This is a genomic window from Agrobacterium sp. CCNWLW155 (genome assembly GCF_036888815.1).
Classification (GTDB): Bacteria; Pseudomonadota; Alphaproteobacteria; order Rhizobiales; family Rhizobiaceae; genus Agrobacterium; species Agrobacterium radiobacter.
The window spans coordinates 154201-179897 of sequence record NZ_JBAKFW010000007.1 but is presented as its reverse complement, the minus strand read 5'-3'; the positions used below and the strand labels follow the sequence as shown (position 1 = coordinate 179897).

The window sequence follows — 25697 nt, the reverse complement described above, 5'->3', positions numbered from 1 at the left end:
TGCGGCCAGAGGCGTATACGGCGCTCCCGCATGAGCGGGCGAGATGACACCTGTCCATCACCGGCGCGGCGATTTTTCAACATTTAAGCCAGATGCGGATCAGAGAGCCAATGGGGATTGGCCCTTTCGCAGCCAGCGGCGGTCACCGATAGAAACGGAGCGCAGCATGTTACCGCCTGTACCGAAAATTGCGGCAACCGATGCCGCCTATGGAACCACGGTCCCGCTGATGCCGCGCGGGCAGGTGAAAGAGACCACACCGCCGCAACCGAGCAATCCCGTCCCTGAAAATAGCGGCAGTCTTTTTGCCCGGGCGGCAATCGCCTCCCTCACCAGCGAATTTCAGCTCTCCCGCAGCACCGCCGTTCTGGCGGAAGCGCTCGGCAAGCTGATGAACCTGCCGCGGCGGGATGGCGAAGCGATCCAGACCTATGTGACGCGACTGACAGAGGCGCTCCGCACCCTGCCGGCGCCACAACGTCTGGCGCTTGAACAACAGGTCGGCAAAGCCCTGCAGGGCCTGACGCTTTCAATGCTCGCCGAAATCCTGAAACAGCCGACCGGGCCGGATGCTGCCCGCCTCGCGCTGCTGATCGAGCTTTCCCGTTACAAGGGAGCGGATCTGGCGGCAAAGGCGGTGGTCTCCTCCTATCAGCAGAACAATTCCTCCAATCCCACCCCTGCGCAATCGGCACCGCCGAAACAGCAGAACGCGCCGGGCCAGAATGCCGAAGGTCGCCCCTCTCCGGCCGTGACCGCACAGGCGGCAAATTCCGCGACCGCCAGCCGGCTTCTGCCTCTGCTCATCGGCCCGCTCGCCCTCAGTGGCGCAGCGGTGAAAGCCACGGTGGCGGCGCTAACCGCGCAGCTGGACCCTCGGCCCACGCTTTCCGCCCCGCCTGCCGACACACATGATACGCCAAGCAATGCCGCAAAGCCGGATGGAAGAGCCGAAAACACGGCACGTCCGCTTCCGCCTCAGACCGGCAACGTGACAAAGGAGGTGTCGGGCGAAATCCGCCTGGCAAACCCGCCTCGCGCCGAAACCGGTGAAACGCGCCCTGCCCTGCCGCATCGAGAGATAACGAAGGCGGAGCAGAAAGAGCCCCGCACGGGCTTTAACCCACCGTCCGGTCCGCTCGCGGACGACGCCGAGACCATGAATACCCTGCTGCTTGCCGCCACGGCTGGCAAACTTCCTGCCAAGGCAGCCGGCACACAGCAGTCTCTGCCCGCGCCGCAAAGTGGCGCGCAGCAGCCCTTCGACGATCAGGCCGTGGAAAAACCCGCCCTCGCAACGGCCGCCGCCCGCCCCTCCGGCGAAGAAACGGAAACGGCGACCCATCGTCCCGAAACCCAGCTGCAGCCGCGGGCCATGCTGGACCCGGAAGCGAGAATGGCGATGCTGGAGCAATCGGCCTCGCAATCATTGATCGCCGCCGCCCTGGTAAAAGACGGCACGCCGCTGCCGCTCGTCGCCTATCCGCCGGCGGACGAGGACTATGAATCGGAAACCCCGCCGCGGGGAGGCGGCCCCTTTTCCGAGGATGAGGCGGAAGGTGAGGCCGAGGCCGGCGCTGAAAACTCCGATGGTCAGGACGATACGGAAGAACGCATTGCTGCCAATGACACGACAGACGAGCGGGAAAGCACGCCTGCGGCGGCTTCCGACGACAGCGCGGAAAATTATTATCTCAAGATGAGCGGCATGCTCTGAGAAGAGCGCCGCTGCCCGCCCGCCGGCGCAACCTGAAAGCAATAAAAAACCCGCCGGAAAATTCCGGCGGGTTCTTCATTTCAAAGATCTTGGCGATTATTCGCCGCGGTTCTTCAGAGCCGCGCCGAGGATGTCGCCGAGCGAAGCGCCCGAGTCGGAAGAACCGAACTGTGCGACGGCTTCCTTCTCTTCAGCGATTTCCAGAGCCTTGATCGAAAGCATGACCTTGCGGTCCTTCTTCGAGAAGTTGACGACGCGGGCGTCGACAACCTGGCCAACGGAGAAGCGCTCAGGGCGCTGCTCGTCACGGTCACGGGAAAGGTCAGCGCGACGGATGAACGAGGTGAGGTCTTCGTGGTTGACGAGCTTCACTTCGATGCCGCCATCGTTGACGCCGATGACTTCAGCGGAAACGACTGCGTTCTTGCGCAGGTCGCCGGAAGAAGCGGCTTCGCCGACAGCATCCTTGCCGAGCTGCTTGATGCCGAGCGAGATGCGTTCCTTCTCGACGTCAACATCGAGAACGACGGCCTTGACCACGTCACCCTTGTTGAACTCTTCGATGACCTGTTCGCCCGGACGGTTCCAGTCGAGATCCGACAGGTGAACCATGCCGTCAACATCGCCTTCGAGGCCAATGAACAGGCCGAATTCGGTCTTGTTCTTGACTTCGCCTTCAACTTCAGTGCCGGCCGGATGGCTGTAGGCAAATGCCTGCCACGGGTTTTCCAGCGTCTGCTTGAGGCCGAGCGAGATACGGCGCTTGGACGGATCGACTTCGAGAACGACAACGTCGACTTCCTGGCTCGTGGACAGGATCTTGCCGGGATGTACGTTCTTCTTGGTCCAGGACATTTCGGAAATGTGGATCAGGCCTTCGATGCCCGGCTCCAGCTCAACGAATGCACCGTAGTCGGTGATGTTCGTGACCGTACCGGAGATCTTCTTGCCAACCGGGTACTTGGCGGAGATGCCATCCCACGGATCGGACTCGAGCTGCTTCATGCCGAGCGAGATACGGTGGGTTTCCTGGTTGATGCGGATGATCTGAACCTTGACCTGCTGGCCAATGTTGAGGATTTCCGAAGGATGGTTGACGCGGCGCCATGCCATGTCGGTAACGTGCAGCAGGCCGTCGATGCCGCCGAGGTCAACGAACGCACCGTAATCGGTGATGTTCTTGACGACGCCGTCAACAACCTGGCCTTCTTCGAGGTTCTGAACGATTTCAGAACGCTGCTCGGCGCGGGACTCTTCGAGAACCGTGCGGCGCGAAACAACGATGTTGCCGCGACGCTTGTCCATCTTGAGGATTTCGAAGGGCTGCGGGTTGTGCATCAGCGGGGTAACGTCGCGGATCGGACGGATGTCGACCTGCGAACGCGGAAGGAAGGCAACAGCGCCGTCCAGATCGACGGTGAAACCACCCTTGACCTGGTTGAAGATAACGCCTTCGACGCGTTCGCCAGCTTCGAACTTGGCTTCGAGCTTGACCCAGCTTTCTTCGCGGCGAGCCTTCTCGCGCGACAGAACGGCTTCGCCGAGAGCGTTTTCGATGCGCTCGACGTAAACTTCGACTTCGTCGCCGACCTTCAGCGTGCCGTCCTTGGACTTCGCGCCGAATTCCTTCAACGGTACGCGGCCTTCAACCTTGAGGCCGACGTCGACGATGGCAACGTCCTTCTCGATTGCCGTTACGATACCCTTGGCAACATAGCCTTCGGCAAGATCGTTAGAGGCAAAGGATTCTTCGAGAAGCGCTGCGAAATCTTCGCGCGTGGGGGTAGATACTGACATGAAATCTCCTGATTGCATCCGCGCTATGACGAATACAAAAGCGCCGGTGGGCTAGTGTTGTTGATACCCGACCCCATGCCCGCCTTTTCAAAAGGCTTTCCGGCGCAAGGACATGACTTCGGGCAATTCCGGACTAAACGCGGACCGAATTCAAGCGGTTCCGCGAGAAACCTGTTTCTCCAGGGCGGCGTCGATGATCGTCCGCGCGGCCTGAAACGCCGCCTCTATACTCATTTCCGACGTATCTAGCAAGTGCGCGTCTTCAGCCGGCTTCAACGGGCTGTCAGCGCGGCCCATGTCGCGCTCGTCGCGTTTTTTCACCTCAGTGAAGATGGCATCATAATCGCCGCTGCCGCCATTGGCCAGAATTTCGTCGTAACGGCGTCGCGCCCGCACGTCGGCAGAGGCCGTGACGTAAAGTTTCACCGGCGCCTGCGGGCACACCACCGTGCCGATGTCGCGTCCGTCAAGCACCGTGCCCGGCTCCTTCAAGGCAAAACGCTGCTGCGCCTTGACGAGCGCGCGTCTCACCGGCGTCATCACCGCTATTTTGGACGCCGCCTCACCAATATCGTGCCGGGAAAGAACGGCGCGATCGAGCCCCGCAAGATCGACCTCCAGCGCCATCTTCTCGGCCACGGCCTCGTCATCGAGCGGCAGGCCGGCATCCAGAAGCGCCTTGGCGGTTGCCCTGTAGGTCAGCCCGGTATCGAGATGGTGGAAACCATAGGTCTCGGCGATCCTGCGTGATAGGGTTCCTTTGCCCGCCGCGGCCGGCCCGTCTATGGCGATCGTGAAGGTCATGAAGCTTTCCGCCTGTGCATCCGTCATTGATATAATAGAGTGTGTCATGCCTCCCTATTTATATCAGCATCCCCGCATAGGGGTTGCGCCGAGGCAGGCGGCACCCGAAGTTTGTCTTTGACACGAAAGAGCGCAACGATTAAGGGGACCGGCTATAAATTTTACCGTCTATGCCGGTTTTACGGCGTACACACCGAAACTCATCCGACAATTTGAGGCTTAGACAGTGGCAAAAGCGGAACTTGGTACCAAGCGCACAGACCCCGATACCGGCAAGAAGTTCTACGATCTGAACCGCGACCCGGTCGTTTCTCCCTACACCGGCAAGTCTTGGCCGCTGTCCTTCTTCGAGGAAAGCACCGCCCAGGCCAAGATGGAGCAGGCTGAAGAAGAGGAAGTGGCGGAAGTCGATACCGAAAACACGGAAGTCGAACTCGTCTCGCTGGAAGATGCCGATGGCGACAACAGCGGCGACGAAATCCCTGATCTGGGTGACGACGATGACGTCGAAATCGACGACGATGACGACACCTTCCTCGAAACCGACGACGAAGATGACGACGACGACATGTCCGGCATCATCGGCGTATCGGGCGACGACGAAGAAGCTTGATTTTACTCGATAATTCGGCCCGACGACAAAAAAATGACGCCGGGCCGTTTTTTATGCTTGCACTCGTCGGAAAGCCGCAGTAGTAAGCCGCCACCGAACGGAACAACAACCGCTTCGGTTCCCGGAACCGGAAGAAATGCCGGAACCCTTATGGGGCTATAGCTCAGCTGGGAGAGCGCTTGCATGGCATGCAAGAGGTCAGCGGTTCGATCCCGCTTAGCTCCACCAAATCTTCTCAGACAATAAATTCTGCTTTCGGCCAACCGGTCCTATTCATCTTTTAGGCCATTTGACGTCATCGCCTATTGCAGCAGCGCCCGCACATCCTGCCCGTTGATACGGCACTCCAGGGAACCCGGCGCACTCACCTCCTCCACCACCCGACATTCGAGATATCTGCCGCGCAGCCGGTTCTCCAGCGCCTTGAAGGCGTTGAGGCCGCAGGCGTAACGGCGGCCGTCGGGGCCGGTGCAGACGCGGTTGCGTTCGACCTCCTCCACGCCGGCGAGGCGGAATTCCTGGCCCTTGAAGGTAAAGCGGTTGCTGGAAATCACACGCAGGCGCTGGTCCGCATGCATTTTTATCGGATAGAGATCTGGCGGCGTCGGAATGCGCTCGTAATTTTGGCTACGGGGATCGACCCGCACCGGCGAGGTGGTCCACAGCAGTTCCGTATTGGCGGCAAGGCTCGCCGGTGCGGAGGTCGCCTCGCCATTGACGAGCGAGGCGATGCGGATGCCGGCTATGCCGAGGCCTATGGCAAGGACGATCTGAAACAGCAAAATTGCGATCTGCCTGACCATGTCACCGCAACATCAAAACAATGAACGACATAAAATAAATCGGCCGTCTTTACGAAAGTGACCGGCCGCATATCACATCAATAAAACCTTGCACGCACTGACATCCCGCACGGTGCCCATGGCCATGATCGGGAGCTGGTCGCTATCCAGGATCACCCGTCCGGTTGTCCGCAACCAGCGGAAACCGCCGGATTTGAGCTGAATGCGATATTCCTGATCATAGAACACGCCATTTGTCAGCGAATTATAAACCGCCTTGGCGACGCGTGCGCGCGAGCCGCTTTCGATCTGCGCGATGAAATCTTCGACCGGAATGCCGCAGGCGGCTTTTTCCGGCGAGAATTCGCGCAGGCGGGCCGCCACGGCATCGAGATAGATCAGGTTCTGCCCGATGTTCCAGGTATAATAACCCACAAGTGTCTCTTCGAGCGATATGTTCTCCAACATCGGCCTTCTACCGTCTGAAATGCTTGTGCGGGTCTGTAACATACCAGACGATAGACGGCTAACCACAAGAATTCATCCTTTTGTCTGATGAGACGCGGTTTTGTGGGCGGCGGATTATCGACAGCCCATTTCGGCCGCCATGTTGGCGAACCAACCTTCCTGTGCCAAAGAAGGTTGACCCTAGAGCCAACGACCAGAGGAGCCGCCGTGACCATCGGGCTTGCCCATGCCGAACTCATCGCCGTCGTCACCGCCATCACCACGGATGAGCCGCGGGTCATGACCGTTCGGGAAGGCGCAGCACTTCCGTCGGGGCCGTTCGAATTCGGGCACAGAACGCTCCAGAGCGGGTTGCGGGAATGGATCCACGAACAGACCCACCACCCCGTCGGTTATCTCGAACAGCTCTACACCTTCGCCGATCGCGACCGCAACAACGACATTTTGGGCGGCAGAACCATCTCCATCGGTTATCTTGGGCTGGTTCGCGAGCAGGAAGCCTCAGGCGGCAAACGCGCCCTTTGGCACGGCTGGTACGAATATTTCCCCTGGGAAGATCATCGCCAGGGACGCCCTGAGGTTTTGGACAGCATCATCGACAGGCTGCGTGCTTGGGCGGATTCCGATCCCGCCTGCAAAAGCCAGCGCCATTTGCGGGCGGACTTCACCTTCGGCCTAGATGGCGGCGGCTGGAACGAGGAACTGACCCTGCAGCGCTATGAGCTGCTGTATGAAGCCGGGCTGGTTGAGGAAGCGCAGGGCGATCCGCGGATCAATTTCGGCAGGCCCATGTTTGCCGATCACCGCCGCATTCTCGCCACCGGCATTGCGCGATTGAGGGCCAAGATCAAATACCGGCCGGTGGTGTTCGAATTGATGCCCGATGCCTTCACGCTCCTGCAGCTGCAGCGCGCTATCGAGGCGCTGGCCGGGCTGACGCTGCACAAGCAGAATTTCCGCCGGCTGATTGAACAGCAGCAGCTGGTGGAAGAAACCGGCGACATGGCGACCGAAACCGGCGGCCGCCCGGCAAAGCTTTTCCGCTTCCGCCAGACCGTTCTCGATGAACGCGCCCTCTCAGGTACAAAACTGCCCCTCTCCCGCAATTGACATATACTCACAATGAGAATATCTCTTTGTCCTAGATATACTCAAACAGAGTATAAATGGGAGAGTGCCGTGAACGAACAGATATCCGCCGCAAGCCTCTATGATCGCGTCGCCCGGGTGATTCCCAAGGCCGAATGGATGGGCTTTCAGGACGATGTGGATGCGATCCTCGAGTTGAAGCGCAAGCGAAACGCGGTCATCCTCGCCCATAATTACCAGACACCGGAAATCTTCCACGGCGTCGCCGATATCGTCGGCGACAGCCTTGCCCTTGCCCGCAAGGCGATGGAAGTGGAAGCGGATGTGATCGTTCTCGCCGGCGTGCATTTCATGGCCGAGACGGCAAAGCTGCTCAATCCGCAAAAAACCGTGCTCATTCCGGATATGGGCGCAGGCTGCTCGCTGGCGGATTCCATCACGCCCGAGGACATTGCCCTTCTGCGCAAGGCCTATCCCGGCGTTCCGGTTGTCACCTATGTGAACACGTCCGCTGCGGTGAAGGCGGCCTCCGACATCTGCTGCACGTCAGGCAATGCCCGCCAGGTGGTGGAATCGCTCGGCGTGCCGCGCGTGCTGATGCTGCCGGATGAATATCTGGCAAAGAACGTGGCGAAGGAAACCAATGTCGAACTGATCGCCTGGCGCGGCCATTGCGAGGTGCATGAACTGTTCACCGCCGATGACATCAGAGAACTCAGGGAAAGCCATCCCGGCGTCACCGTGCTGGCGCATCCGGAATGTCCGCCCGATGTCGTGGAGGCCGCGGATTTTTCCGGTTCCACCGCCGTCATGTCCGACTATGTCGGCCGCGAACGCCCCGCCCGCGTGGTGCTTCTGACGGAATGCTCGATGAGCGACAATGTCGCCGTACATCACCCGGATGTCGAATTCATCCGTCCCTGCAATCTCTGCCCGCATATGAAGCGCATCACGCTTGGCAACATCCGCACGGCCCTTGAGGAAAACCGCCACGAAGTGACGGTCGATCCGGCTATCGCCGTCGCCGCCCGCCGCGCCGTGGAAAGGATGCTGGAAGTATGAACGAACGCCTCCCGTCGCATGCGGGCTGGACGGTCATTGTCGGCAGCGGCATTGCCGGCCTGATGGCGGCGCTGACGCTTGCGCCGCAGCCTGTGCTGCTTATCACACGCGGCGTTCTCGGCGGCGAGACGTCCAGCGCCTGGGCGCAGGGCGGTATTGCGGCAAGCCTCGGCCCCGACGATAGTGCAGCCCTCCACCTTGCCGATACGCTCGCCGCGGGTGACGGCCTCTGCGATGCTGAAATGGCCGCAGAGATCGTTTCCGCCGCCCCCGCCGTCATCGAGGCGCTGGAGCAGGCGGGGGTGCGCTTTGACCGTGATGCCGCGGGCAGGCTCGTCTTCGGGCTGGAGGCCGCCCATGGCAGAAGGCGCATCCTGCATGCCGAAGGTGACGGTTCGGGCGCGGCCATCGTCACGGCTCTCGCCGCCAGCGTTCTTCGCACACCCTCCATCACCGTTCTGGAAGGCACGGAAGTTCGTCGCCTGCTGACGGAAAACGGCGCCATCGCCGGTCTCGCCTGCATCGGCCCCAAAGGCTGCTTTACGTTGCCGGCCACACAGGTCGTTCTCGCCACCGGCGGCCTCGGCGGGCTTTATGAGGCGACGACCAATCCATCCGGCAATTTCGGACAGGGCATCATGCTCGCCGCCCGCGCCGGCGCCATCCTCGCCGATATGGAATTCGTCCAGTTTCACCCGACGGCGCTTTCCTCGCTACGACGGCCGCTGGCGCTGGTGAGCGAGGCAGTGCGGGGCGAAGGCGCACTTCTACTTAATGAGAACGGCGAACGTTTCATGGCTGATGTTCCGGGTGCGGAACTCGCCTCGCGCGATATTGTCGCCCGCGCCATCGACCGCGAAATGTTGCGCGGCGGCAGGGTCTTTCTCGATGCCCGCAAGGCGCTCGGCTCGGGCTTTTCCACCCGTTTCCCCTCGATCGACCTGCTCTGCCGGGAGGCAGGGATAGACCCCGCCCGCGAACTCGTGCCGGTCCGCCCGGCGGTGCATTACCATATGGGCGGCGTCGCCACCGATGGCAGAGGCCGAAGCTCGTTGCCGGGCCTTTGGGTTGCCGGCGAAACCGCCTGCACGGGGCTGCATGGCGCAAACAGGCTTGCCAGCAATTCCCTGCTGGAAGCGGCCGCCATGGGCATGCGCGCAGCGGAAGACATTGCCAGCAGGCCGACATATGCTGGAAAACAGCCAGCTGATATCGCAACCCTCCCCGTGCCTGACTTCCCGGCAGTCGACCTCTCTCCCGTCCGGCCCATCGTTTCCCGCCATCTCGGTATCGTGAGACATGCTGAAGGACTGACGGGCGCGATCCGTGATCTTCTGCCATTGACTGAGCGGAACGGCCCGGCATCCGATCCCGCCCTTGTTGCGCTGGCCGTCGCCGTCTTCGCGGCGCAACGCACGGAATCGCGCGGCGCGCATTTCCGCGACGATTTTCCTGAAAAGGACGCAGCGGCGACAAGGCGCAGGCTGAGCCTTAGCGACGTGATTACCATCGCCCACGAATTTTCCTCTTCCAGCCATTCTTCGGCCAGCCTTGCGCGGAGCGCCTGACATGATCCTTTCTCCCCTGCCACGCCTCATCATCGAACCGCTCGTGCGCAACGCCCTCCTGGAAGACCTCGGGCTGGCGGGCGATATCACCTCCGCCGCCGTCATTCCCGCCGATCATCGCTCGGTCGTCGTCATGGCTGCGCGCGAACCGGGCGTTATTGCCGGTCTCGATGCGGCGGACCTTGCTTTCCAGCTGGTAGACCCGGCCATCGTGATGAAACGGCATGTGCAGGATGGGGCAAGCGTGGCCCCCGGCGATATCATCGCGACGATCGAAGGCCCCTCGCGCGGCCTTCTGACGGCGGAGCGCACGGCGCTGAATTTCCTTGGCCACCTGTCGGGCATCGCCTCCGTCACCGCAAAAATCGTTGCCGCCATTGCCGGCAGCAAAGCCTCGGTCGCCTGCACCCGCAAGACGACGCCGGGGCTGAGAGCATTGGAAAAATATGCCGTGCGCGCCGGCGGCGGCATGAACCATCGTTTTGCGCTCTATGACGCTGTTCTCATCAAGGACAACCATATCGCCGTGGCCGGCAGCGTGCGCGACGCCATCCGCCGCGCCCGGCAGGGCGTGGGGCATCTCGTCAAGATCGAGGTGGAAGTCGATACGCTTGCGCAGCTGCGTGACGTCATGGACGAGGGCGTCGATGCGGTTCTCCTCGACAATATGACACCCGAACAGCTTCGCGAGGCCGTAGGGATCGTCGCCGGTCGCGCCATGACCGAAGCGTCCGGCCGCATCAATCCGCAAACGGCCGCGGCCATCGCCACAACCGGCATCGACCTCATTTCTGTCGGCTGGCTGACCCATAGCGCACCGGTTCTCGATATCGGGCTGGATTTTGAGAACCAGGGTTGAGTTTGCGATAGCGTGCACGCCGCACGGAACAAAAGTTCCGCGTCATCGTTAGTATCCCGCCTGGGGTCAATTCAAGGCGGGGGGACGTGCGCAAAAAATGCGGGTCCAGTGCCTTCTGACCTCTTTAGAAAGGAAAGGCCTGTTATGGAAGACGCACAAGTTGGCTGGATTGCAGCAATCATCATCGGTGGCGTAGCCGGATGGCTCGCGGAACAGTTCATGAAAAGCAATATGGGTGTTTTCATGAACATTATTCTCGGCATTATCGGCGCCATCGTCGCCAATTTCCTTCTGGGGCTCGTGGGCATTTCGCTCGGAGGCTGGATTGGTTATCTCATCGCCGGTTTCATCGGCGCCTGCATTCTCATCGCCATCGGGCGGGCATTTCGCCGCTAAGGGGAGGACACCATGAGCTTTTTCGACAAGATCAAGAACGCTATTTTCGGCAAGGCCGAGGCCGCGCCGCAGACTTCGGCTCCGGCCGGAACACCGTCGACCACCGCCAGCCCGACCACAGCAAGCCCGGCCGCGCCCGCTCCGACAGCGGCGGCTCCGGCACCCGCCGGCAATGTGGACGTCGCTTCGATTCTGGATGCGGCTGTCAAGAAGAACGGCCAGAAGCTCGACTGGAAACGCTCCATCGTCGATCTTCTCAAGGCTCTCGACCTCGACAGCAGCCTGACGGCCAGAAAGGAACTCGCCGGCGAGCTCGGTTATACCGGCGACACCTCGGATTCGGCGACCATGAACATCTGGCTGCACAAGGCCGTCATCAAGAAACTGTCCGAGAACGGTGGCAAGGTTCCGGCCGACCTTCTGGATTGAACCGATAAACGGGAGAGCCGCGATGGACGACTATTCCAGCCTTCGAGAGCAGATCGGCCAGGACCTCGACACCCTGCACAGGACCGAGCATCCGAAGTCGATCTTCGAGATCGCCGACGACTATCTTCTGGGAAATCCAAATCTCAACAGAGCCATCGTCGAAGACATCATCAAGGAAGAAGCGGACAAGCGCGGCATCGCGATCCACTGAAGCCGCGCATCGCAGGCACGGCGGTTGTAACAAAAGGGCGGCATCCTAACCGGATGCCGCCCTTGTATATTTGGCAGAGTTGCATCATCCGCATTCCGTCACCCCGGACCAGATCCGGGGTCTAGCGCGATCAAGTCCTTGATCGCAAAAAGACTCTTCTCACGGCGCAGACGCGCCGTGGCTGGATGCCGGATCTAGTCCGGCATGACGGAGGAGAGGTTTTCGCCAAAGCTTTATTTATCCAGCTTCGCTTCGACCTTTTTCGCGTTTTCTTCCATCAGCTCATACCACATCGCGTTCATGACGGCGAAGATGGCGGCGAGAGGCAGGCCGAGCAGCCAGGCGAAATACCACATGTTCGATCTCCTTCTTTCTTGATCAATAAGCGTGACCGCTGTCGTCGCGGATCGCCTTTTCGTCCACCTTGCCCCACAGCACGCGATAGACCCATGATGTATAGGCGACGATGATCGGGATGAAGATGAGGGCGACGACCAGCATGATGAACAGCGTCATATGGCTGGACGATGCATCCCATACCGTCAGGCTCGATTTCGGATCAACCGAGGACGGCAGGATGAAGGGAAACATCGCTAGCCCTACCGTTGAGATGATGCCGAAAATGGCGAGCGAGCTGGAAAGCAGCGCCAGCACCTCCTTGCGGGCCCTGAACAAGATGAAGGCCACGAGCGGGAAGACAAGACCGAGCGCCGGCGCCAGCATCATCCATGGATGCGCCGCATAGTTGGAAAACCAGACGCCGCTTGCGACCTCGACCGTCTTCGACAGCGGATTGGACGGACCGTCGGTCACGATGTCAGAGGTGAAGCGATATCCATCGATACCGAGCCACAGAAAGACGCCGCCGAGCGCAAACAGAACTGACGTGGCAAGGGCCGCGATGCTGCCAAAAGCGCGGGCGCGGGCCGCCACCGGACCATCCGTCTTCAGCACCAGCCATGCCGCACCATGCATGATGAGCATGGCGACGGATACGAGGCCGCAGAGGATGGCGTAGGGGTTCAGAAGTTCGAACAGCGTCGTGCCGTCGTAGAAAATCCTGAGGTCGTCATTGAGGTGGAAGGGAACGCCCTGCAGCACATTGCCGATCGCCACGCCGAAGATCAGCGCGGGAACGAAGCCGCCGATAAAGAGCGCCCAGTCCCAGCCGGTGCGCCATGCGGTGCTTTCACGCTTGGAGCGATATTTGAAACCGACCGGCCGCAGGATCAGCGCAAACAGGGTGGCGAACATCGCCAGGTAAAAACCTGAAAACGACACCGCATAAAGCGGCGGCCAGGCGGCGAAGATCGCGCCGCCGCCAAGGATGAGCCAGACCTGATTGCCTTCCCAGACCGGGCCGATGGAATTGATGACGACACGCCGCTCGATATCCGTTTTCGCCACGAAGGGCAGCAGCGCGCCGGTGCCGAGATCGAAACCGCCGGTAACGGCGAAACCGATCAGCACCACGCCGAGCAGCAGCCACCAGATGACGCGGAGGATTTCGTAGTCGATGAGTTGGTGCAATATCATGATCGTTTACTCCGCAGCGACGAGTTTTTCAGGAACGAGCGGCGCTTCCGGCTCATGGTCCGGATCAGGCCCCTTGCGGATCGCCTTCAGCATCAGCCCCATCTCGACGATGAACAGCACCGTGTAGATGGCGATGAAGCACAGAAGCGTAATCAGAACCGTCGAGGCGCTGAGGCTGGAGACGGCAGCGGCAGTGGGCAGCACACCCTCGATGATCCATGGCTGGCGGCCGAATTCGGCCACGACCCAGCCCATTTCCGCCGCGATCCACGGCAGCGGAATGGCGAAGACCGCCACTTTCAGCAGCAACGGATAGTGATCCAGCCGGCGGCGGGCCGAAAGATAAAAGAACGTCGCCGTCAGAAGGATGAAGAACATGCCAAGGCCGACCATGATGCGGAACGCCCAGAACAGCGTCGGCACATGCGGAATGGTATCCGCCGCAGCTTTCGCAATCTGCTCTTCGCTCGCCTGGCGCGGATCATCGACATATCGTTTCAGCAGCAGGGCATAACCAAGCTCGTGGCCGAGTTCCGCAAAGGTGCCGCGCACCTCTTCGGGCAGTTGCGCGCCTTTACCGGTGGCGCGTATCTGCATCAGCGCGTCATAGGCCTTGATGCCGTCGCGGATGCGGGTCTTGGCTTGCTCCACCAGATCGTTGATGCCCGGAATTTGCGTATCGAGCGAGCGGGTGCCGATAAGACCCATCACCCACGGGATCTTCACCGCGAAATGCGTCTCGCGCGCTTCCTGATCGGGAAAACCGATGACCGTGAAGGGTGCCGGGGCCGGCTCGGTTTCCCACATGGCCTCGATGGAGGCGAGCTTCATCTTCTGGTGTTCGGTCGAGAGATAACCGCTTTCGTCACCCAGCACGACGACCGACAGCGCCGATGCGAGACCGAAGGAAGCGGCGACCGTCATCGAACGCTTGGCCAAATCGACATGGCGGCCTTTCAGCACATACCAGGCCGAAACGCCGAGCACGAAGATGGAGGCCGTCACGTAACCGGCGGAAACCGTGTGAACGAACTTCGCCTGCGCCACCGGGTTGAACAGGACCTCGAAGAAGTCCGTCACTTCCATGCGCATGGTCTGGGGATTGAAGGCAGAGCCCGTGGGGTTCTGCATCCAGCCATTGGCGATCAATATCCATAGCGCCGAAAAATTCGAGCCGAGCGCCACGCACCATGTCGCGACGAGATGGCCGAGTTTCGACAATTTATCCCAGCCGAAAAAGAACAGCCCGACGAAGGTGGCTTCCAGGAAGAAGGCCATCATGCCCTCGATCGCCAGCGGCGCACCGAAAATATCGCCGACATAGTGGCTGTAGTAGCTCCAGTTCATGCCGAACTGGAATTCCATGACGATGCCGGTGGAAACGCCAAGCACGAAGTTGATGCCGAACAACGTGCCCCAGAATTTCGTCATCTGCCGCCAGATCGTGCGGCCGGTCATGACATAGACCGTTTCCATGATGGCGATCACCACCGACAGTCCGATCGTCAGGGGAACGAACAGAAAGTGATACAAGGCCGTCACTGCAAATTGCAGGCGCGACAGCGCCACTATGTCGAGTTCCATAGTCTTACCCACCTTTTCCGGAAGGCCGGCCTTCCATTTCAAAGACGACGCCGGCTCTCAAAAAATCTCAGTCCGGGCGCAGTGTATTCAGCACTACGCCGTATTCCGGGGCGCCGCTTTGACATTCATCAAATTGACGCCCCTCTTTCAGCACGATGATGCGCTCGGCAAATTCCGCCTCGCGGCGATTATGGGTGATCATCACGACAGTCTTTCCCTGCGCCCTGGCAAACAGCCGGGTGAGGACGTCGCGGGCAGTCTCACCGTCGAGCCCCTCCGTCACCTCGTCGAGAAGCCAGAGCGGCCGGTCGGCGAGCAGGAAACGGGCGAGCGCCAGCCGGCGCGACTGGCCGCCGGAAAGCCCCTGGCCCGCCTCGCCAAGCCTTGTCTCCAGCCCGGCGGCCAGGGATTTGACATGTTCGGCAAGGCCTGCCGCCGTCAGCGCATCCCACAATTCATCCGCGGTTGCGGCGGGTTTCGCCAGCCGCAGATTGTCGGCGATGCTGTCGCGAAAAAGCTGGCTGCGTTGCGTCATAAGAGTGGACGGCAGCGCGCTAACCGTGCCCGCAGCCGGCCGCAATTCACCCGCCAGAAGCTGGATGAGGCTCGTCTTGCCCGCGCCGCTCGGGCCGACGATCGCAACCCTCTCCCCGGCAGCGATTGCAAGGTTGATATTCGTCAGGACCGGATTGTCGTTCCCCTCCCGCTCCAGACGCACATCTTCGAGTTTTGCCGCCATCCCGCTGACCGGCAAGACGGGACAGCGACCCTCAACCGTTGCCGAGAGACGCGGCGCGATGCGCCGTGCGGAGAATAGCGTACGCCCAAGTTCCATCGCCCCACGACGCAGCGCCGTGAAAGGCTCCAGCGCAGCAAAACAGACGAGCAGCCCGAGCGCCGCAGCAGGCGCGCTCACCGCCCCCTGTTCCGCAAGCCAGGCCATGCCGAGAAGGGCTGCGCTCAAAAGAACGGCCGCTGCAACTCCGAAGGAAAAACCGGCATTGGTCTCGATACGGTTCAGGTTATCGTCGCAGGCAGAGAGGTAATCATCCGCCCGTTTCACCGCCGCGACCTGCGCGAAAAGGCGGCCGGTGGTCAAGAGCTCCGTCTGTCCGCTCACGAGGTCGGCCGTGCTGGCCCGAAGCGCTTCAAGCCCGATTGCCCGGCGGCGCGAGAATGTTTCCGCGCGCAGGGCGGAGCGCGCCGAAATTCCAAGCCCCGCCACGATCAGGAAAGCTGCCGCCAGAATGCCGGCCATCGGATGGAGAAAAGCAAGCCCGAAGCCTGTTGCAATCGCGGCGAGGATCGCCACGGCGGCGGGAACCAGCACGCGCAGATAAAGCGAATCAAGCGCGTCTATATCCGCCGTCAACCGGTTCAGCAGGCGGGCAGGCCTTGCCTCCAGGGATTTCGCGGCCTGCGGCGCGGCAAAACCGCGAAACAGTTTTTCCCGAAGGGCTGCAAGCACGGAAAGCGTGGCTTCATGGGTGGTCATGCGCTCGCCATAGCGGGCGGCGGTGCGCGCCAGCGCCAGAAGACGAATGGCGGCCGAAGGGGCAAAGACATCGAAAGCATAGGCCGTTGCGGGCAGAAGACCGGCAATCGCCGTTGCGGTGATGAACCAACCGGAAACGCCGAGAAGGCCAATGCCCGCCAGCACCGTCGTTACCGCCAGAACCGCGCCCGCCAGCAGCATGCCGCGCCGCGCCGACCAGAACAGGGCGATAACGGGTCTCAATATCGCAAAACGCGCGATCATGGCTGCCCCCTCGAATGGATCGCCGTCATATCCACGATCCTGTCCATGCGCGCCGCAAGCACCGGATCATGGGTCGCGACGATCAATGTCCTGCCATTTGCCAGTTGCAGCAGGTTATCCGTGACGAGAGCAGCCGTTTCCCGGTCAAGATGGGCTGTCGGCTCATCGGCCAGAACAAGCTGCGTTGCGGGGTCTGCGAAAGCACGCGCAATGGCAAGCCGCACCGCCTCCCCGCCCGAGATTCCATATCCGCCATCGCCGATCTGCAGATGCCGGCGCGCATGCGTCAGTTCATCGAGCCCGGTGCGGCGCAGCGTCTCTTCCACCATGCCATCACTGACACCGGAACGACCGAAACGAATATTCGCCTTCAGCGAACCGGCAAAAAAGAACGGCTTCTGGCTGACCCAGCCGATCGTCCTGCGCAGCCCATCGGCCGTCGCATTGTCGAGCTTTACGCCGCCGATCCTGATCGAACCCTCTCCAGCCTCGGCCAACCCGGCAATCAAGGAGAGTACAGTGGATTTGCCACAACCGGAAGGCCCGAGAATCGCAACTCGCTCACCCTGTTGAACCGTCAGGTTGAGATTTTGGATGACAGACCGGGCGTTCGGATAAGCAAAGGAAAGATTGTCGATCTCCAAGAGGCCAGGCGTCGGGGATGGGACAGACGCCACATCCGCACCCTCTCCCGCGATGGTCGCACCGCCCGCCGTCAGTTTGCCGAGCGCATCAAGCGCCGCTTCGCCGGCCGCGCGGTCGTGCCAGACGGCGGAGAGTTCCCGCAGCGGTTCGAAAAACGCCGGCGCCAGAAGCAGGATGAAGAGGCCTTCGGCTAGCGTCAGCTTGTGGCCCCAGGCGCCGAAATCCAGAAAACCGAGCAGATGAAAACCGATATAGACGGCGGTCATGGCAACGCCGAGCGCTGCGAAAAGCTCCAGCACCGCCGAGGAGAGAAAGGCGATCCTGAGCACCGCCATCGTCCGCTTCTTGAGGTTCTGCGCATCGGCGCTGAGACGCTCCGCCGTCAGATCGACGGCTTCGAGCGTGCGGATCGTTTCCAGCCCGCGCAGGCGATCAAGCAGGAAGGCATTCATATTGCCCGTCTCGGCAAGCTGCTTTTCACTGGCGGCCTTCGCCTGCCAGCCGATGAGCGCCATGAAAAGAGGGATGGTTGGCATGGCGAGCAACAGCACCAGCGCCGCGATCCAGGTAAATGGCAAGATCGCCAGCACGAAAACCAGGGGAATGATGGTGGCCTTCATCCGCGCCGGCTGGAAACGGGAAAGATAGGGCACCAGCGCTTCCGCCGCCTCAGCCACGACGCCCGCCGCCTCACCCGAGGCGGTGCGCGACAGATCGAGCGGGGAAACCTTCGCCACAGCCTGCAGCGCTTCCAGCCGCCGTTGCGACAGCACCGCGCGGGCGGCACGAAACGACAGCCGCGCCGCCATCTTTTCCAGCCACGCCTTGACGAGGCCGAGGATGAGAACCGCAGCGGCGGCCGGCACGATCGCCATCATCGGCGCGCCATCGGCAATTCTTCCGACGGAAAAGGCAAGCAAACCCGCCTGCGGCAGCCACAGTAAAGCCGCCAGCACATGCAGCAGGGCAAGGGATCTCCCCACCACCGGCGCGCGTGTCATTTTCGCCCGCCCATCGGCTCTGTCGCGAGAGGTTCTGCGGTTGGCGTTACGCCGACCCATCGCATCGGGCGAGACTGCAGCCGGCGCGGGACAGACTGCGCCGTCACCGTCGGCCCCCTGGCGGATTTCCACTGACATGCTCACGGCCGCTCTCCTCACCCGTCCTTCTTCGCGCCACGGGGTCTGGCGAGGGAGACGATCTTGTCCTTGGCCTCCAGCAGCTTCGTGACCTTCGAACCGAGCGCGAGAAGCGACGCCAGCCTTTCCGTCTCCAGCCGCTTCACATCGTCATACCAGCCGGTGAGCTGCTCGATCAGCGTCTTCATCTCGTCGATGCGCTTTTGCGCATGCCGCTCATCTTCGTTTTCCGGCGTCTCCATCAGAATTTCACGCAGCACGCTGAGCGTCGGATCGATCTCGCGCTTCTTGCGCTCTTCGGCAAGGGTGCGGAGAATTTGCCAGACATCATCAGGCGTCGTGAAAAAATCGCGCCGGTCGCCGGGAAAATGCTTGAGAATTGCAAGGTTCCACGCCTGCAGCTCCTTCAGGCTCATCGACACGTTGGAACGGGAAATGCCAAGCGCCTCCACAATATCGTCCGCACACAACGGCTGCGGCGAAATGTAAAGCAAAGCATAGACTTGGCCAACGGTGCGGTTAATGCCCCAGCGGCTGCCCATCTCACCGAAATGCAGCACAAAGGACTGAACGAGCGGGGAGAGATTGGTTGGCATTTCTTTGTTTCCTGAATTTTCAGTAATTTCTGAAAATATCGATAACGCAAAAAAAGACAGGCGGCAAATCACCTTTTTGACCTGCGTCAAAATGTGCAAATGGGCAGAGACGACATCGGTGAAGATGCTCGTGGGTGCAGCCAGGGCAAAATATGCGGCAGTCGTGTTGGGGCTTTATGACAGGCTGGGCGTTTGCTCGGGTTCGTCACCCTCTCTCCGTCATTCCGGCCTTGAGCTGGAATAACGCACTCCAAAGCAGTTTATGATATCGATAACATAGCTGCAGGCCGCCGCAGGCAAAAATCCACCCCTAAAAAATCGGCGGCGGAAAGATCCGCCGCCGATCGAAACGTCCGCACATTCCCCGTGCGGCAAAAGCGCTTACGAAAAAGCGATCTGCACCTTCATGGCGCGACTGCGGTCGGAGGCGAATTCGAAGGCCGAGATGGCGTCGTCGAGATCGACGGTCTGGGTGATGAACGGCTTGACGTCGATCAGGCCCTTGCGCATCAATTCCACACCGGTGGCGAATTCCTCATGGAAGCGGAAAGAGCCGCGCAGATCCAGTTCCTTGGCGGTGATCGCCATCATCGGCAGGTTCATATCGCCACCAAGACCGAGCTGGACGATGATGCCGCGCGGACGAAGCGCCGTAATACCACCGGCAAGCGCCACGGCGGCACCCGAGCATTCATAGAGAACATCGAAAGTTCCCTTGTTTGCCCCATAGGCGGCAAGCGCGTCGGGCTCATCCTTGCTGTTGATAACACGGTCCGCACCCGCCTCACGCGCCTTGGCGAGCGTGAAATCGGAAAGATCGGTGGCGACGATTTCAGCCGCGCCGGCACGGCGCGCGGCCAGAATGGAGAGGATTCCGATCGGGCCACAACCCGTGACAAGCACACGTTTTCCCAGCAAATCACCGGCGCGGCGGGTGGCATGCAGCGTCACCGCGAGCGGCTCGGCCATGGCGGCCTCGCCGGCGCTCAGGCCATCGGCCGGCACGCATTGCAGGGCGTCCGCCACCAGAACCTCACGGAACGCACCCTGAATATGCGGGAAAGGCATGGCGCTGCCATAAAAGCGCATGTTGAGGCACTGGTTGTGCAGGCCTTCCTGGCAGAAGCGGCAGGTTCTGCAGGGGCGGGACGGCGAAACGGCCACCAGACCGCCGACCTTCAGCCCTTCGACGCCCTCGCCCAGTTCTTCGATGACGGCCGAGACCTCATGGCCCAGCACCATCGGCTCACGAAGCCGCACCGCGCCGAAGCCTCCGTGATTGTAATAATGCAGATCGCTGCCGCAAATTCCGCCCCGGACCAGACGAAGCCGTACTTCTCCCGCTCCCGGCGCTTCCTCGGGCCGTTCCTCGATGCGCACATCCTTGGCCCCATGGGCAACAATCGCTCTCATAAATATCTCCCGTTCGACATCGCGCCTGAGCAGCACGACAAATAATCCGCATCCCTGTCACCGCCGCCTGCCGTGCATTTGCACGCCGTGCAGCCTCCCCGCCCGCCCGATCCGTACCGAAACCGGGCGTTTAAGCCTTGACATCCACGTCTGAAAGGGATGAATGTTATCGATAACATAAACCGGTATGAATGCAATGTCGAGAGACTGGAGGAAACAGTGGGCCTTAATTTGTTCGATCTTTCCGGCCGCCGCGCCCTGATCACGGGTTCGTCCCAGGGCATCGGCTTCGCGCTGGCGCAGGGGCTGGCGGAAGCCGGAGCGGAAGTGGTGCTGAACGGGCGCGATGAAGCGAAGCTGAAGGCCGCCGCCGCTGGCATCAAGGGTGCGAAAACACTTGCCTTCGACGCTACCGATCATGGCGCGGTGCGCGAGGCCATCGACCGTTTCGAAGCGGAGGTCGGCCCCATCGATATTCTCGTCAACAATGCCGGCATGCAGCACCGCACGCCGCTTGAGGATTTTCCGGCGGATGCCTTCGAGCGCCTGCTGCAGACCAACATCGCCTCGGTGTTCCACGCCGGACAGGCCGCGGCGCGCCATATGATCAGCCGTGGCCGTGGCAAGATCATCAACATCGCCAGCGTTCAGACCGCCCTTGCCCGCCCCGGCATCGCGCCCTACACCGCCACCAAGGGCGCCGTCGGCAATCTGACGAAAGGCATGGCGACGGACTGGGCCAAATACGGCCTGCAATGCAACGCCATCGCGCCCGGCTATTTCGATACGCCGCTCAATGCGGCTCTGGTTGCCGACCCCACCTTTTCGGCATGGCTTGAAAAGCGCACGCCGGCCGGTCGCTGGGGCAAGGTCGAAGAGCTCGTCGGCGCCTGCATCTTCCTGTCATCCGATGCCTCGTCCTTCGTGAACGGGCATATTCTTTACGTCGATGGCGGCATCACCGCTTCGCTTTAACAAACACCAAAACCGGATGGCCGGCTGCGGCCGCCATCCGGTTTTGAACCGATGACACCACGACACTTTGGGAGGAGGCCGTGAACACCATGACCGAGAAGAACAAAGTCGCGCTGATCGGCGCCGGCGCCATGGGCGGCGCGATCGGCACACGGCTCATCGAGACCGGCAATCAGCTGACGGTTTTCGATCTGGATGCGGAAAAGGTGGCGGCGTTGACGAGCCTCGGCGCGCAGAGCGCCGGCACGGCGGCGGAAGCGGCTTCAGTTTCCGATGTGGTGATCCTCAGCCTCAATTCCCCGAAAATCGTTCGCATCGCCGTCTTCGGCAAGGATGGCGTGGCGGCGGGGGCAAAGCCCGGCACACTCATTATCGACATGTCCTCCATCGATCCGGAAGCGACCAAGGAGCTGGCGGCCGATGCTGCGGAAAAGGGCCTGCGCTGGGTGGACAGCCCGCTTTCGGGCGGTGCGCCCAAGGCGCTTGTCGGCCAGTTGACGCTGATGGCCGGCGGCAGCGAAAAGGATGTCGCCGATGCGCATCGCGTGCTGCGGCATGTGGCCAGCAACTATACCCACATGGGACCCTGCGGCGCGGGACAGACGACGAAACTCATCAATCAGGTTCTCTGCGGGCTGAATTTCCTTGCGGTGGCGGAAGCAACACAGCTTGCGCTGGATGCCGGCGTCAATGCCACCAAAATCCCGCAGGCGCTGAAGGGCGGCCGCGCCGATAGCGCCATCCTGCAGGAATATATGCCGCGTTACGTGGCAAAGGATTACCGCCGCACCGGCCGTATCGACAATATGGTGAAAGACCTCAACGGCGCGCAGGATCTCGCCCGGCGCACCAACACGGCCATGCCACTGACGGCACTTTGCGCCGAAGTGCACCGCATGCTGACGGCGGCAGGGCTGGGTGGAGAGGATCAGGCCGCACTGATGGAGTTTTTCAGCGGCGCGAAACGCACCTTTCCGGACTGATTGCCCGATGGGCATGAAATGGCAGGAGCCTGTTGATACAGCCCCCACGGGCCATTGCGAAATTGTCCTTCAGCGAAGATGATCGGGCGAATCGGCATGGCAATTGCCCCGATCATCGCAGACGCATGCATGCAAAGGACAATTTCCCGATGACTACCTCCACGACAGGCACGGGGATTGCCGGTCTGACCGTTTCCGGAGACGGTTTCATTGCCGAAATCGCTTTTGAGGGCGCGACGCTTCTGAGCTGGCGGCCGATCTCTGCCGATGGCGGAGAAGGCGAAGATCTTGTCGACGGATATTCGACGCCTGCCGAACTGCAATCGCAGAACGGCGTGAGAAACGGCATTCTCGCACCCTTCACCAATCGCATTCCGGATGGCCAATTCAGTTTTGGCGGGCAGGCGCACCGCATTGAACCGGTGCTTGCCCATGAAACTCTCGTCTTCCACGGATTTGCCAGAGCCCTGCCCTTCGCCCTCGCGCAATCTCTTGAGGAAAACGGCGCTCGCATCCTTATCTTCCGCACTGAAATATTGCCTGCGGATTTCAAGGGTTATCCCTACCGTCTCGCCATCGAGGTGGAATATCGCTTCGCCGGCCATGAGGTCACCATCGACATACGCGGCATCAATCGCGACGACCGGCCCCTGCCTTTCGCCGCCGGCTGGCATCCCTATTTCCGCCTGCCCGGCACGACGTCTATCGACGACCTTCTTCTCACGCTGCCCTCGCGAACGGCGATTGAAACAGACGAGGACCTGATCCCCCTTCGCGACCCACAGGGCGGGATAGTCAAACGGGACGACACCCGCTTTCTCTATGCGCCGCTGGCCGGCCATGTACTCGATGTCTGCTTCACCGATCTGGTCGCATCCGAAAACGGGCTTTACGAGACGAGGCTCGAAAACCGGCACGATGGTTCGAGCCTGACGGTATGGCAGGAGCGTGGGCACATGCATGTCTTCACCGGCGATACGCTCGCCCGCGACAGGCGGCACTCCATCGCGCTTGAACCCGTGGAAACACCAACCAACGCCTTCAACCACCAGGAACTCGCGGATGCGATTACCCTGCAACCCGGCGAGACTCGAGGCTTCCGCTTTGGCGTCCGTTTCAAGGCGGCGCGCTGATAAGGCTCGATAAGCCCTCAGATATGCGTCGTCGGCAGCGAAGACGACAGCTTAACCGTCTCCATGGAGATATAGGCGGACATGTCGTAAAGCTGCACGCGGCGCAGGATCTGTTTATAGACCGTGTCGTAATATTCGACATTCGGCAGCACCAGCTTCAGAATATAGTCGAAATTGCCGGTCAGCCGGTGAACCTCGACAATCTCAGGTATGGTGCTGACGGCGGCATGGAACCGGTCCAGCCAGTCCTCCGCATGCAGGCCCGTTCTCACCAGCAGAAAAACCGTGGTCGGCAGGTTGATCTTCCGTCGGTCCAGCAGCGCCATCGTGCCCGTCACATAACCTTCCGTTCGCAGCCGCGTGATGCGGCGCGAACAGGCCGATAGCGACAGGGAAACCTCCTCTGCGATATCCGCGAGTGGGGTCTCGGCATTTTCCTGGAGAATCGCAAGGATTCGGCGGTCACGGTCGTCAATCATCCGTTAAGAATGCAGCGGTTAACGCAACAGCGCAAGAAATTTGCGATATTATCTAATATGGCGCGTTACATTTGCATACTTGCCGCGCAATCCTCCAAAAAACGCATGCCGTTTTCGTTTCGGTGATGGCATTCTTGTCTTCAATCAAACTTGATAAGGGAACTCTTATGAAACGGATCGGCCTGATCGGCGGCATGAGCTGGGAATCTACCGCAACCTATTACCGCATGATCAATGAGGCCGTGCGCGACAGCCGCGGCGGCCTGGTCTCGGCCGATATCGTCATGCATTCGCTCGATTTTTCCGAGGTCGTCGCCCTCCAGAAGGCCGATCGCTGGGATGAGGCAGGCGCTCTTCTGGGCGCTGCCGGTGCGCGCCTTGCCAATGCGGGTGCCGATTGCGTGCTGATCTGCACCAACACCATGCATCTTGTCGCTGACACCGTAGCGAAAATGTCCGGCGTGGCGCTGATCGACATCATCGATGAAACCGCAGCAGCCCTGAAGGCGGATGGACGCCGCAAGCCGCTTCTGCTCGCCACCCGTTACACGATGGAGCACGGCTTCTACACCGACCGCATGCGCCGCCACGGCGTCGACGTGGTCGTGCCCGATGCGGAAGACAGGGCTGCGATCCACGACATCATCTTCGGCGAACTCTGCCAGGGCGAGATCAAGTCCTGCTCGCGTGAACGCTATCTCGCGGTCATCGACAAGGCTCGCGCACTCGGCGTCGATTCCGTCATTCTCGGCTGCACCGAAATTTCGCTGCTGATCGACCCCGACGCCCTGCCGCTGCCCGGTTACGATTCGACCGCCATTCACGCGAAGGCCGCCGTCGGCTTCGCGCTCGGAAACAAGGCTTTCGACAGAGCCGCATGAATGTGCCGCCTCTTTGCCTATTCCGGTAAACCCGTCTGGCTCGACAGCCTGCTGATCGAGCCAGAAGCATCACTGGTCAGCCAGTCCATGGCCGCAAGAGAAGCGAAAACCGTCGTCAATGGCGACGGTTGCGGCCTTGGCTGGTATGGCGAACGCGGAACGCCCGGCGTCTTTCGTGATACCAGGCCCGCCTGGTCGGATGCCAACCTCGCTGCACTCTGCCACCAGCTTCGCTCGGGCATGTTCATGGCCCATGTCCGCTCCGCCACCTCAGGCGAAGTATCCCGCGCCAATTGCCACCCCTTTGCCCATGGCCAATATCTCTTCATGCATAACGGCCAGATCGGCGGCTACGAGCAGATCAGGCGCGACATCGACTCCCTTATCCCCGATGATATCTATGCATCCCGACGCGGCACCGGCGACAGCGAAGCAATATTCCTCATCGCCGCCGGCCTTGGCCTTGATGCCGATCCCGTGCGCGCAATTTCCACCGCCCTTCGTCTCTGTCAGGAAAAGATGGTCGCGGCGGGCGTTTCCTCCGCACTGCGCTTCAGCGCCGTGCTGATGGACGGCGATTGCGTGCACGCCTTCCGCTGGTCGAGCGATGACAAGCCGCCGACGCTCTACTGGCGCGGCCTGGAAGAAGGCATCGCGTTGAGTTCGGAGCCCTTTTCCTTCGATTGCACTCCCTGGTGCGCCGTTCCGCCGAATACCCGCGTGACGATCCGCGCCGGGGAAATGACGACAGAGCCTTTTTTTCTGCCGTAAACATCGTC

At 61.0% G+C, this 25697-nt stretch carries 27 protein-coding genes and 1 tRNA gene; 16 read left to right on the top strand and 12 right to left on the bottom strand.

What is annotated here, in order from left to right; genetic code table 11:
* Positions 1-166: 166 nt before the first annotated feature.
* Entirely contained in the window at positions 167-1717 is a 1551-nt protein-coding gene (locus V6S97_RS20470; RefSeq protein WP_112346904.1) for a hypothetical protein, read from the top strand.
* Between the two features lie 96 nt (positions 1718-1813).
* Here the strand turns inward: V6S97_RS20470 and rpsA are convergent, their stop codons facing one another.
* Both rpsA and cmk read right to left on the bottom strand, forming a co-directional pair.
* Positions 1814-3514, bottom strand: a complete 1701-nt coding sequence (gene rpsA / locus V6S97_RS20465; RefSeq protein WP_020009998.1) for a 30S ribosomal protein S1 — start codon at positions 3512-3514, stop codon at positions 1814-1816.
* Positions 3515-3664: 150 nt separating this feature from the next.
* Positions 3665-4345 (bottom strand): (d)CMP kinase, encoded by a 681-nt coding sequence (gene cmk / locus V6S97_RS20460; protein WP_003508652.1) that lies wholly within the window; start codon positions 4343-4345, stop codon positions 3665-3667.
* A 199-nt stretch (positions 4346-4544) separates the two neighbouring features.
* Here cmk and V6S97_RS20455 point away from each other — a divergent pair, with 199 nt between their 5' ends.
* Entirely contained in the window at positions 4545-4931 is a 387-nt protein-coding gene (locus tag V6S97_RS20455; protein WP_003508651.1) for a TIGR02300 family protein, read from the top strand.
* Positions 4932-5083: 152 nt separating this feature from the next.
* Positions 5084-5159 (top strand) — tRNA-Ala (locus tag V6S97_RS20450).
* Between the two features lie 74 nt (positions 5160-5233).
* Here V6S97_RS20450 and V6S97_RS20445 read toward each other — a convergent pair.
* The gene (locus V6S97_RS20445; RefSeq protein ID WP_060723426.1) at positions 5234-5734 is read right to left on the bottom strand and encodes a hypothetical protein; all 501 of its coding nucleotides are present in this window, start codon (positions 5732-5734) and stop codon (positions 5234-5236) included.
* Positions 5735-5806: 72 nt separating this feature from the next.
* On the bottom strand, positions 5807-6181 hold the full coding sequence (locus V6S97_RS20440) for a PAS domain-containing protein (protein WP_003508649.1): 375 nt from the start codon (positions 6179-6181) through the stop codon (positions 5807-5809).
* A gap of 207 nt (positions 6182-6388) precedes the next feature.
* Between V6S97_RS20440 and V6S97_RS20435 the strand changes: the two genes are divergently transcribed.
* The 7 genes from V6S97_RS20435 to V6S97_RS20405 all read left to right on the top strand — a co-directional run bounded on the left by V6S97_RS20435 (position 6389) and on the right by V6S97_RS20405 (position 11795).
* Entirely contained in the window at positions 6389-7291 is a 903-nt protein-coding gene (locus tag V6S97_RS20435) for an NUDIX hydrolase (protein WP_003508614.1), read from the top strand.
* Between the two features lie 69 nt (positions 7292-7360).
* Positions 7361-8332 (top strand): quinolinate synthase NadA, encoded by a 972-nt coding sequence (nadA, locus tag V6S97_RS20430; RefSeq protein ID WP_003508608.1) that lies wholly within the window; start codon positions 7361-7363, stop codon positions 8330-8332.
* On the top strand, positions 8329-9900 hold the full coding sequence (locus tag V6S97_RS20425; protein ID WP_112278390.1) for an L-aspartate oxidase: 1572 nt from the start codon (positions 8329-8331) through the stop codon (positions 9898-9900). Before nadA ends, V6S97_RS20425 begins: the two co-directional genes overlap by 4 nt.
* Before the next feature lies 1 nt (position 9901).
* Positions 9902-10759 (top strand): carboxylating nicotinate-nucleotide diphosphorylase, encoded by an 858-nt coding sequence (gene nadC, locus V6S97_RS20420; RefSeq protein WP_112278391.1) that lies wholly within the window; start codon positions 9902-9904, stop codon positions 10757-10759.
* Positions 10760-10903: 144 nt separating this feature from the next.
* Entirely contained in the window at positions 10904-11155 is a 252-nt protein-coding gene (locus tag V6S97_RS20415) for a GlsB/YeaQ/YmgE family stress response membrane protein (protein WP_003508605.1), read from the top strand.
* A gap of 12 nt (positions 11156-11167) precedes the next feature.
* Positions 11168-11584 carry a DUF3597 domain-containing protein gene (locus V6S97_RS20410; protein WP_080867088.1) on the top strand — a complete coding sequence of 139 codons (417 nt, stop codon included), beginning with the start codon at positions 11168-11170 and terminating at the stop codon, positions 11582-11584.
* A gap of 22 nt (positions 11585-11606) precedes the next feature.
* A complete protein-coding gene (locus V6S97_RS20405; RefSeq protein ID WP_080864605.1) occupies positions 11607-11795 on the top strand; it encodes a hypothetical protein in 189 nt (62 codons plus the stop codon).
* A 233-nt stretch (positions 11796-12028) separates the two neighbouring features.
* On the opposite strand, the gene cydX is transcribed toward V6S97_RS20405, so the two are convergent.
* The 6 genes from cydX to V6S97_RS20375 form a co-directional block, all read right to left on the bottom strand.
* The gene (gene cydX, locus V6S97_RS20400; RefSeq protein ID WP_107677753.1) at positions 12029-12151 is read right to left on the bottom strand and encodes a cytochrome bd-I oxidase subunit CydX; all 123 of its coding nucleotides are present in this window, start codon (positions 12149-12151) and stop codon (positions 12029-12031) included.
* Between the two features lie 22 nt (positions 12152-12173).
* A complete protein-coding gene (cydB, locus tag V6S97_RS20395; protein WP_060723432.1) occupies positions 12174-13331 on the bottom strand; it encodes a cytochrome d ubiquinol oxidase subunit II in 1158 nt (385 codons plus the stop codon).
* A 6-nt stretch (positions 13332-13337) separates the two neighbouring features.
* A complete protein-coding gene (locus V6S97_RS20390; protein WP_111820660.1) occupies positions 13338-14915 on the bottom strand; it encodes a cytochrome ubiquinol oxidase subunit I in 1578 nt (525 codons plus the stop codon).
* A gap of 67 nt (positions 14916-14982) precedes the next feature.
* On the bottom strand, positions 14983-16674 hold the full coding sequence (gene cydC / locus V6S97_RS20385; RefSeq protein WP_112346903.1) for a thiol reductant ABC exporter subunit CydC: 1692 nt from the start codon (positions 16672-16674) through the stop codon (positions 14983-14985).
* On the bottom strand, positions 16671-18458 hold the full coding sequence (gene cydD / locus V6S97_RS20380) for a thiol reductant ABC exporter subunit CydD (RefSeq protein WP_112357031.1): 1788 nt from the start codon (positions 18456-18458) through the stop codon (positions 16671-16673). The genes cydC and cydD overlap by 4 nt, the downstream gene beginning before the upstream one ends.
* A 17-nt stretch (positions 18459-18475) precedes the next feature.
* Positions 18476-19054 carry a GbsR/MarR family transcriptional regulator gene (locus tag V6S97_RS20375; RefSeq protein ID WP_003508593.1) on the bottom strand — a complete coding sequence of 193 codons (579 nt, stop codon included), beginning with the start codon at positions 19052-19054 and terminating at the stop codon, positions 18476-18478.
* On the opposite strand from V6S97_RS20375, the gene V6S97_RS20370 reads away from it, so the two are divergent.
* The gene (locus V6S97_RS20370; RefSeq protein ID WP_334427666.1) at positions 19044-19298 is read left to right on the top strand and encodes a hypothetical protein; all 255 of its coding nucleotides are present in this window, start codon (positions 19044-19046) and stop codon (positions 19296-19298) included. The two genes, V6S97_RS20375 and V6S97_RS20370, sit on opposite strands and share 11 nt — an antisense overlap.
* Before the next feature lie 137 nt (positions 19299-19435).
* Here the strand turns inward: V6S97_RS20370 and V6S97_RS20365 are convergent, their stop codons facing one another.
* Positions 19436-20467: an L-idonate 5-dehydrogenase gene (locus tag V6S97_RS20365; protein ID WP_003508592.1), complete on the bottom strand. Its 1032-nt coding sequence runs from the start codon at positions 20465-20467 to the stop codon at positions 19436-19438.
* Positions 20468-20686: 219 nt separating this feature from the next.
* Between V6S97_RS20365 and V6S97_RS20360 the strand changes: the two genes are divergently transcribed.
* From V6S97_RS20360 to V6S97_RS20350, 3 genes are all read left to right on the top strand, one after another.
* Positions 20687-21442, top strand: a complete 756-nt coding sequence (locus V6S97_RS20360) for an SDR family oxidoreductase (RefSeq protein WP_107677826.1) — start codon at positions 20687-20689, stop codon at positions 21440-21442.
* Between the two features lie 89 nt (positions 21443-21531).
* Positions 21532-22425 carry an NAD(P)-dependent oxidoreductase gene (locus V6S97_RS20355; protein ID WP_112346900.1) on the top strand — a complete coding sequence of 298 codons (894 nt, stop codon included), beginning with the start codon at positions 21532-21534 and terminating at the stop codon, positions 22423-22425.
* 149 nt (positions 22426-22574) lie between these two features.
* Positions 22575-23558, top strand: coding sequence for an aldose 1-epimerase (locus tag V6S97_RS20350; protein WP_112346914.1), 984 nt, complete (start codon positions 22575-22577; stop codon positions 23556-23558).
* A gap of 17 nt (positions 23559-23575) precedes the next feature.
* Here V6S97_RS20350 and V6S97_RS20345 read toward each other — a convergent pair whose 3' ends face one another.
* On the bottom strand, positions 23576-24037 hold the full coding sequence (locus V6S97_RS20345; RefSeq protein WP_003508584.1) for an Lrp/AsnC family transcriptional regulator: 462 nt from the start codon (positions 24035-24037) through the stop codon (positions 23576-23578).
* A gap of 167 nt (positions 24038-24204) precedes the next feature.
* Between V6S97_RS20345 and V6S97_RS20340 the strand changes: the two genes are divergently transcribed.
* A complete protein-coding gene (locus V6S97_RS20340) occupies positions 24205-24918 on the top strand; it encodes an aspartate/glutamate racemase family protein (RefSeq protein WP_003508582.1) in 714 nt (237 codons plus the stop codon).
* Positions 24919-25689: a class II glutamine amidotransferase gene (locus V6S97_RS20335; protein ID WP_112278394.1), complete on the top strand. Its 771-nt coding sequence runs from the start codon at positions 24919-24921 to the stop codon at positions 25687-25689. It begins immediately after the preceding gene.
* Positions 25690-25697 lie beyond the last annotated feature (8 nt).

What these genes read in the sequence shown, in the direction of transcription:
- V6S97_RS20470 (WP_112346904.1), top strand. Translation starts at nt 167, where the DNA reads ATGTTACCGCCTGTACCGAAAATTGCGGCAACCGATGCCGCCTATGGA.
- rpsA (WP_020009998.1), bottom strand. Translation starts at nt 3,514, where the DNA reads ATGTCAGTATCTACCCCCACGCGCGAAGATTTCGCAGCGCTTCTCGAA.
- cmk (WP_003508652.1), bottom strand. Translation starts at nt 4,345, where the DNA reads ATGACGGATGCACAGGCGGAAAGCTTCATGACCTTCACGATCGCCATA.
- V6S97_RS20445 (WP_060723426.1), bottom strand. Translation starts at nt 5,734, where the DNA reads ATGGTCAGGCAGATCGCAATTTTGCTGTTTCAGATCGTCCTTGCCATA.
- V6S97_RS20440 (WP_003508649.1), bottom strand. Translation starts at nt 6,181, where the DNA reads ATGTTGGAGAACATATCGCTCGAAGAGACACTTGTGGGTTATTATACC.
- V6S97_RS20425 (WP_112278390.1), top strand. Translation starts at nt 8,329, where the DNA reads ATGAACGAACGCCTCCCGTCGCATGCGGGCTGGACGGTCATTGTCGGC.
- nadC (WP_112278391.1), top strand. Translation starts at nt 9,902, where the DNA reads ATGATCCTTTCTCCCCTGCCACGCCTCATCATCGAACCGCTCGTGCGC.
- V6S97_RS20415 (WP_003508605.1), top strand. Translation starts at nt 10,904, where the DNA reads ATGGAAGACGCACAAGTTGGCTGGATTGCAGCAATCATCATCGGTGGC.
- V6S97_RS20410 (WP_080867088.1), top strand. Translation starts at nt 11,168, where the DNA reads ATGAGCTTTTTCGACAAGATCAAGAACGCTATTTTCGGCAAGGCCGAG.
- V6S97_RS20405 (WP_080864605.1), top strand. Translation starts at nt 11,607, where the DNA reads ATGGACGACTATTCCAGCCTTCGAGAGCAGATCGGCCAGGACCTCGAC.
- cydX (WP_107677753.1), bottom strand. Translation starts at nt 12,151, where the DNA reads ATGTGGTATTTCGCCTGGCTGCTCGGCCTGCCTCTCGCCGCCATCTTC.
- cydB (WP_060723432.1), bottom strand. Translation starts at nt 13,331, where the DNA reads ATGATATTGCACCAACTCATCGACTACGAAATCCTCCGCGTCATCTGG.
- V6S97_RS20390 (WP_111820660.1), bottom strand. Translation starts at nt 14,915, where the DNA reads ATGGAACTCGACATAGTGGCGCTGTCGCGCCTGCAATTTGCAGTGACG.
- cydC (WP_112346903.1), bottom strand. Translation starts at nt 16,674, where the DNA reads ATGATCGCGCGTTTTGCGATATTGAGACCCGTTATCGCCCTGTTCTGG.
- cydD (WP_112357031.1), bottom strand. Translation starts at nt 18,458, where the DNA reads ATGTCAGTGGAAATCCGCCAGGGGGCCGACGGTGACGGCGCAGTCTGT.
- V6S97_RS20375 (WP_003508593.1), bottom strand. Translation starts at nt 19,054, where the DNA reads ATGCCAACCAATCTCTCCCCGCTCGTTCAGTCCTTTGTGCTGCATTTC.
- V6S97_RS20365 (WP_003508592.1), bottom strand. Translation starts at nt 20,467, where the DNA reads ATGAGAGCGATTGTTGCCCATGGGGCCAAGGATGTGCGCATCGAGGAA.
- V6S97_RS20355 (WP_112346900.1), top strand. Translation starts at nt 21,532, where the DNA reads ATGACCGAGAAGAACAAAGTCGCGCTGATCGGCGCCGGCGCCATGGGC.
- V6S97_RS20350 (WP_112346914.1), top strand. Translation starts at nt 22,575, where the DNA reads ATGACTACCTCCACGACAGGCACGGGGATTGCCGGTCTGACCGTTTCC.
- V6S97_RS20345 (WP_003508584.1), bottom strand. Translation starts at nt 24,037, where the DNA reads ATGATTGACGACCGTGACCGCCGAATCCTTGCGATTCTCCAGGAAAAT.
- V6S97_RS20340 (WP_003508582.1), top strand. Translation starts at nt 24,205, where the DNA reads ATGAAACGGATCGGCCTGATCGGCGGCATGAGCTGGGAATCTACCGCA.
- V6S97_RS20335 (WP_112278394.1), top strand. Translation starts at nt 24,919, where the DNA reads ATGTGCCGCCTCTTTGCCTATTCCGGTAAACCCGTCTGGCTCGACAGC.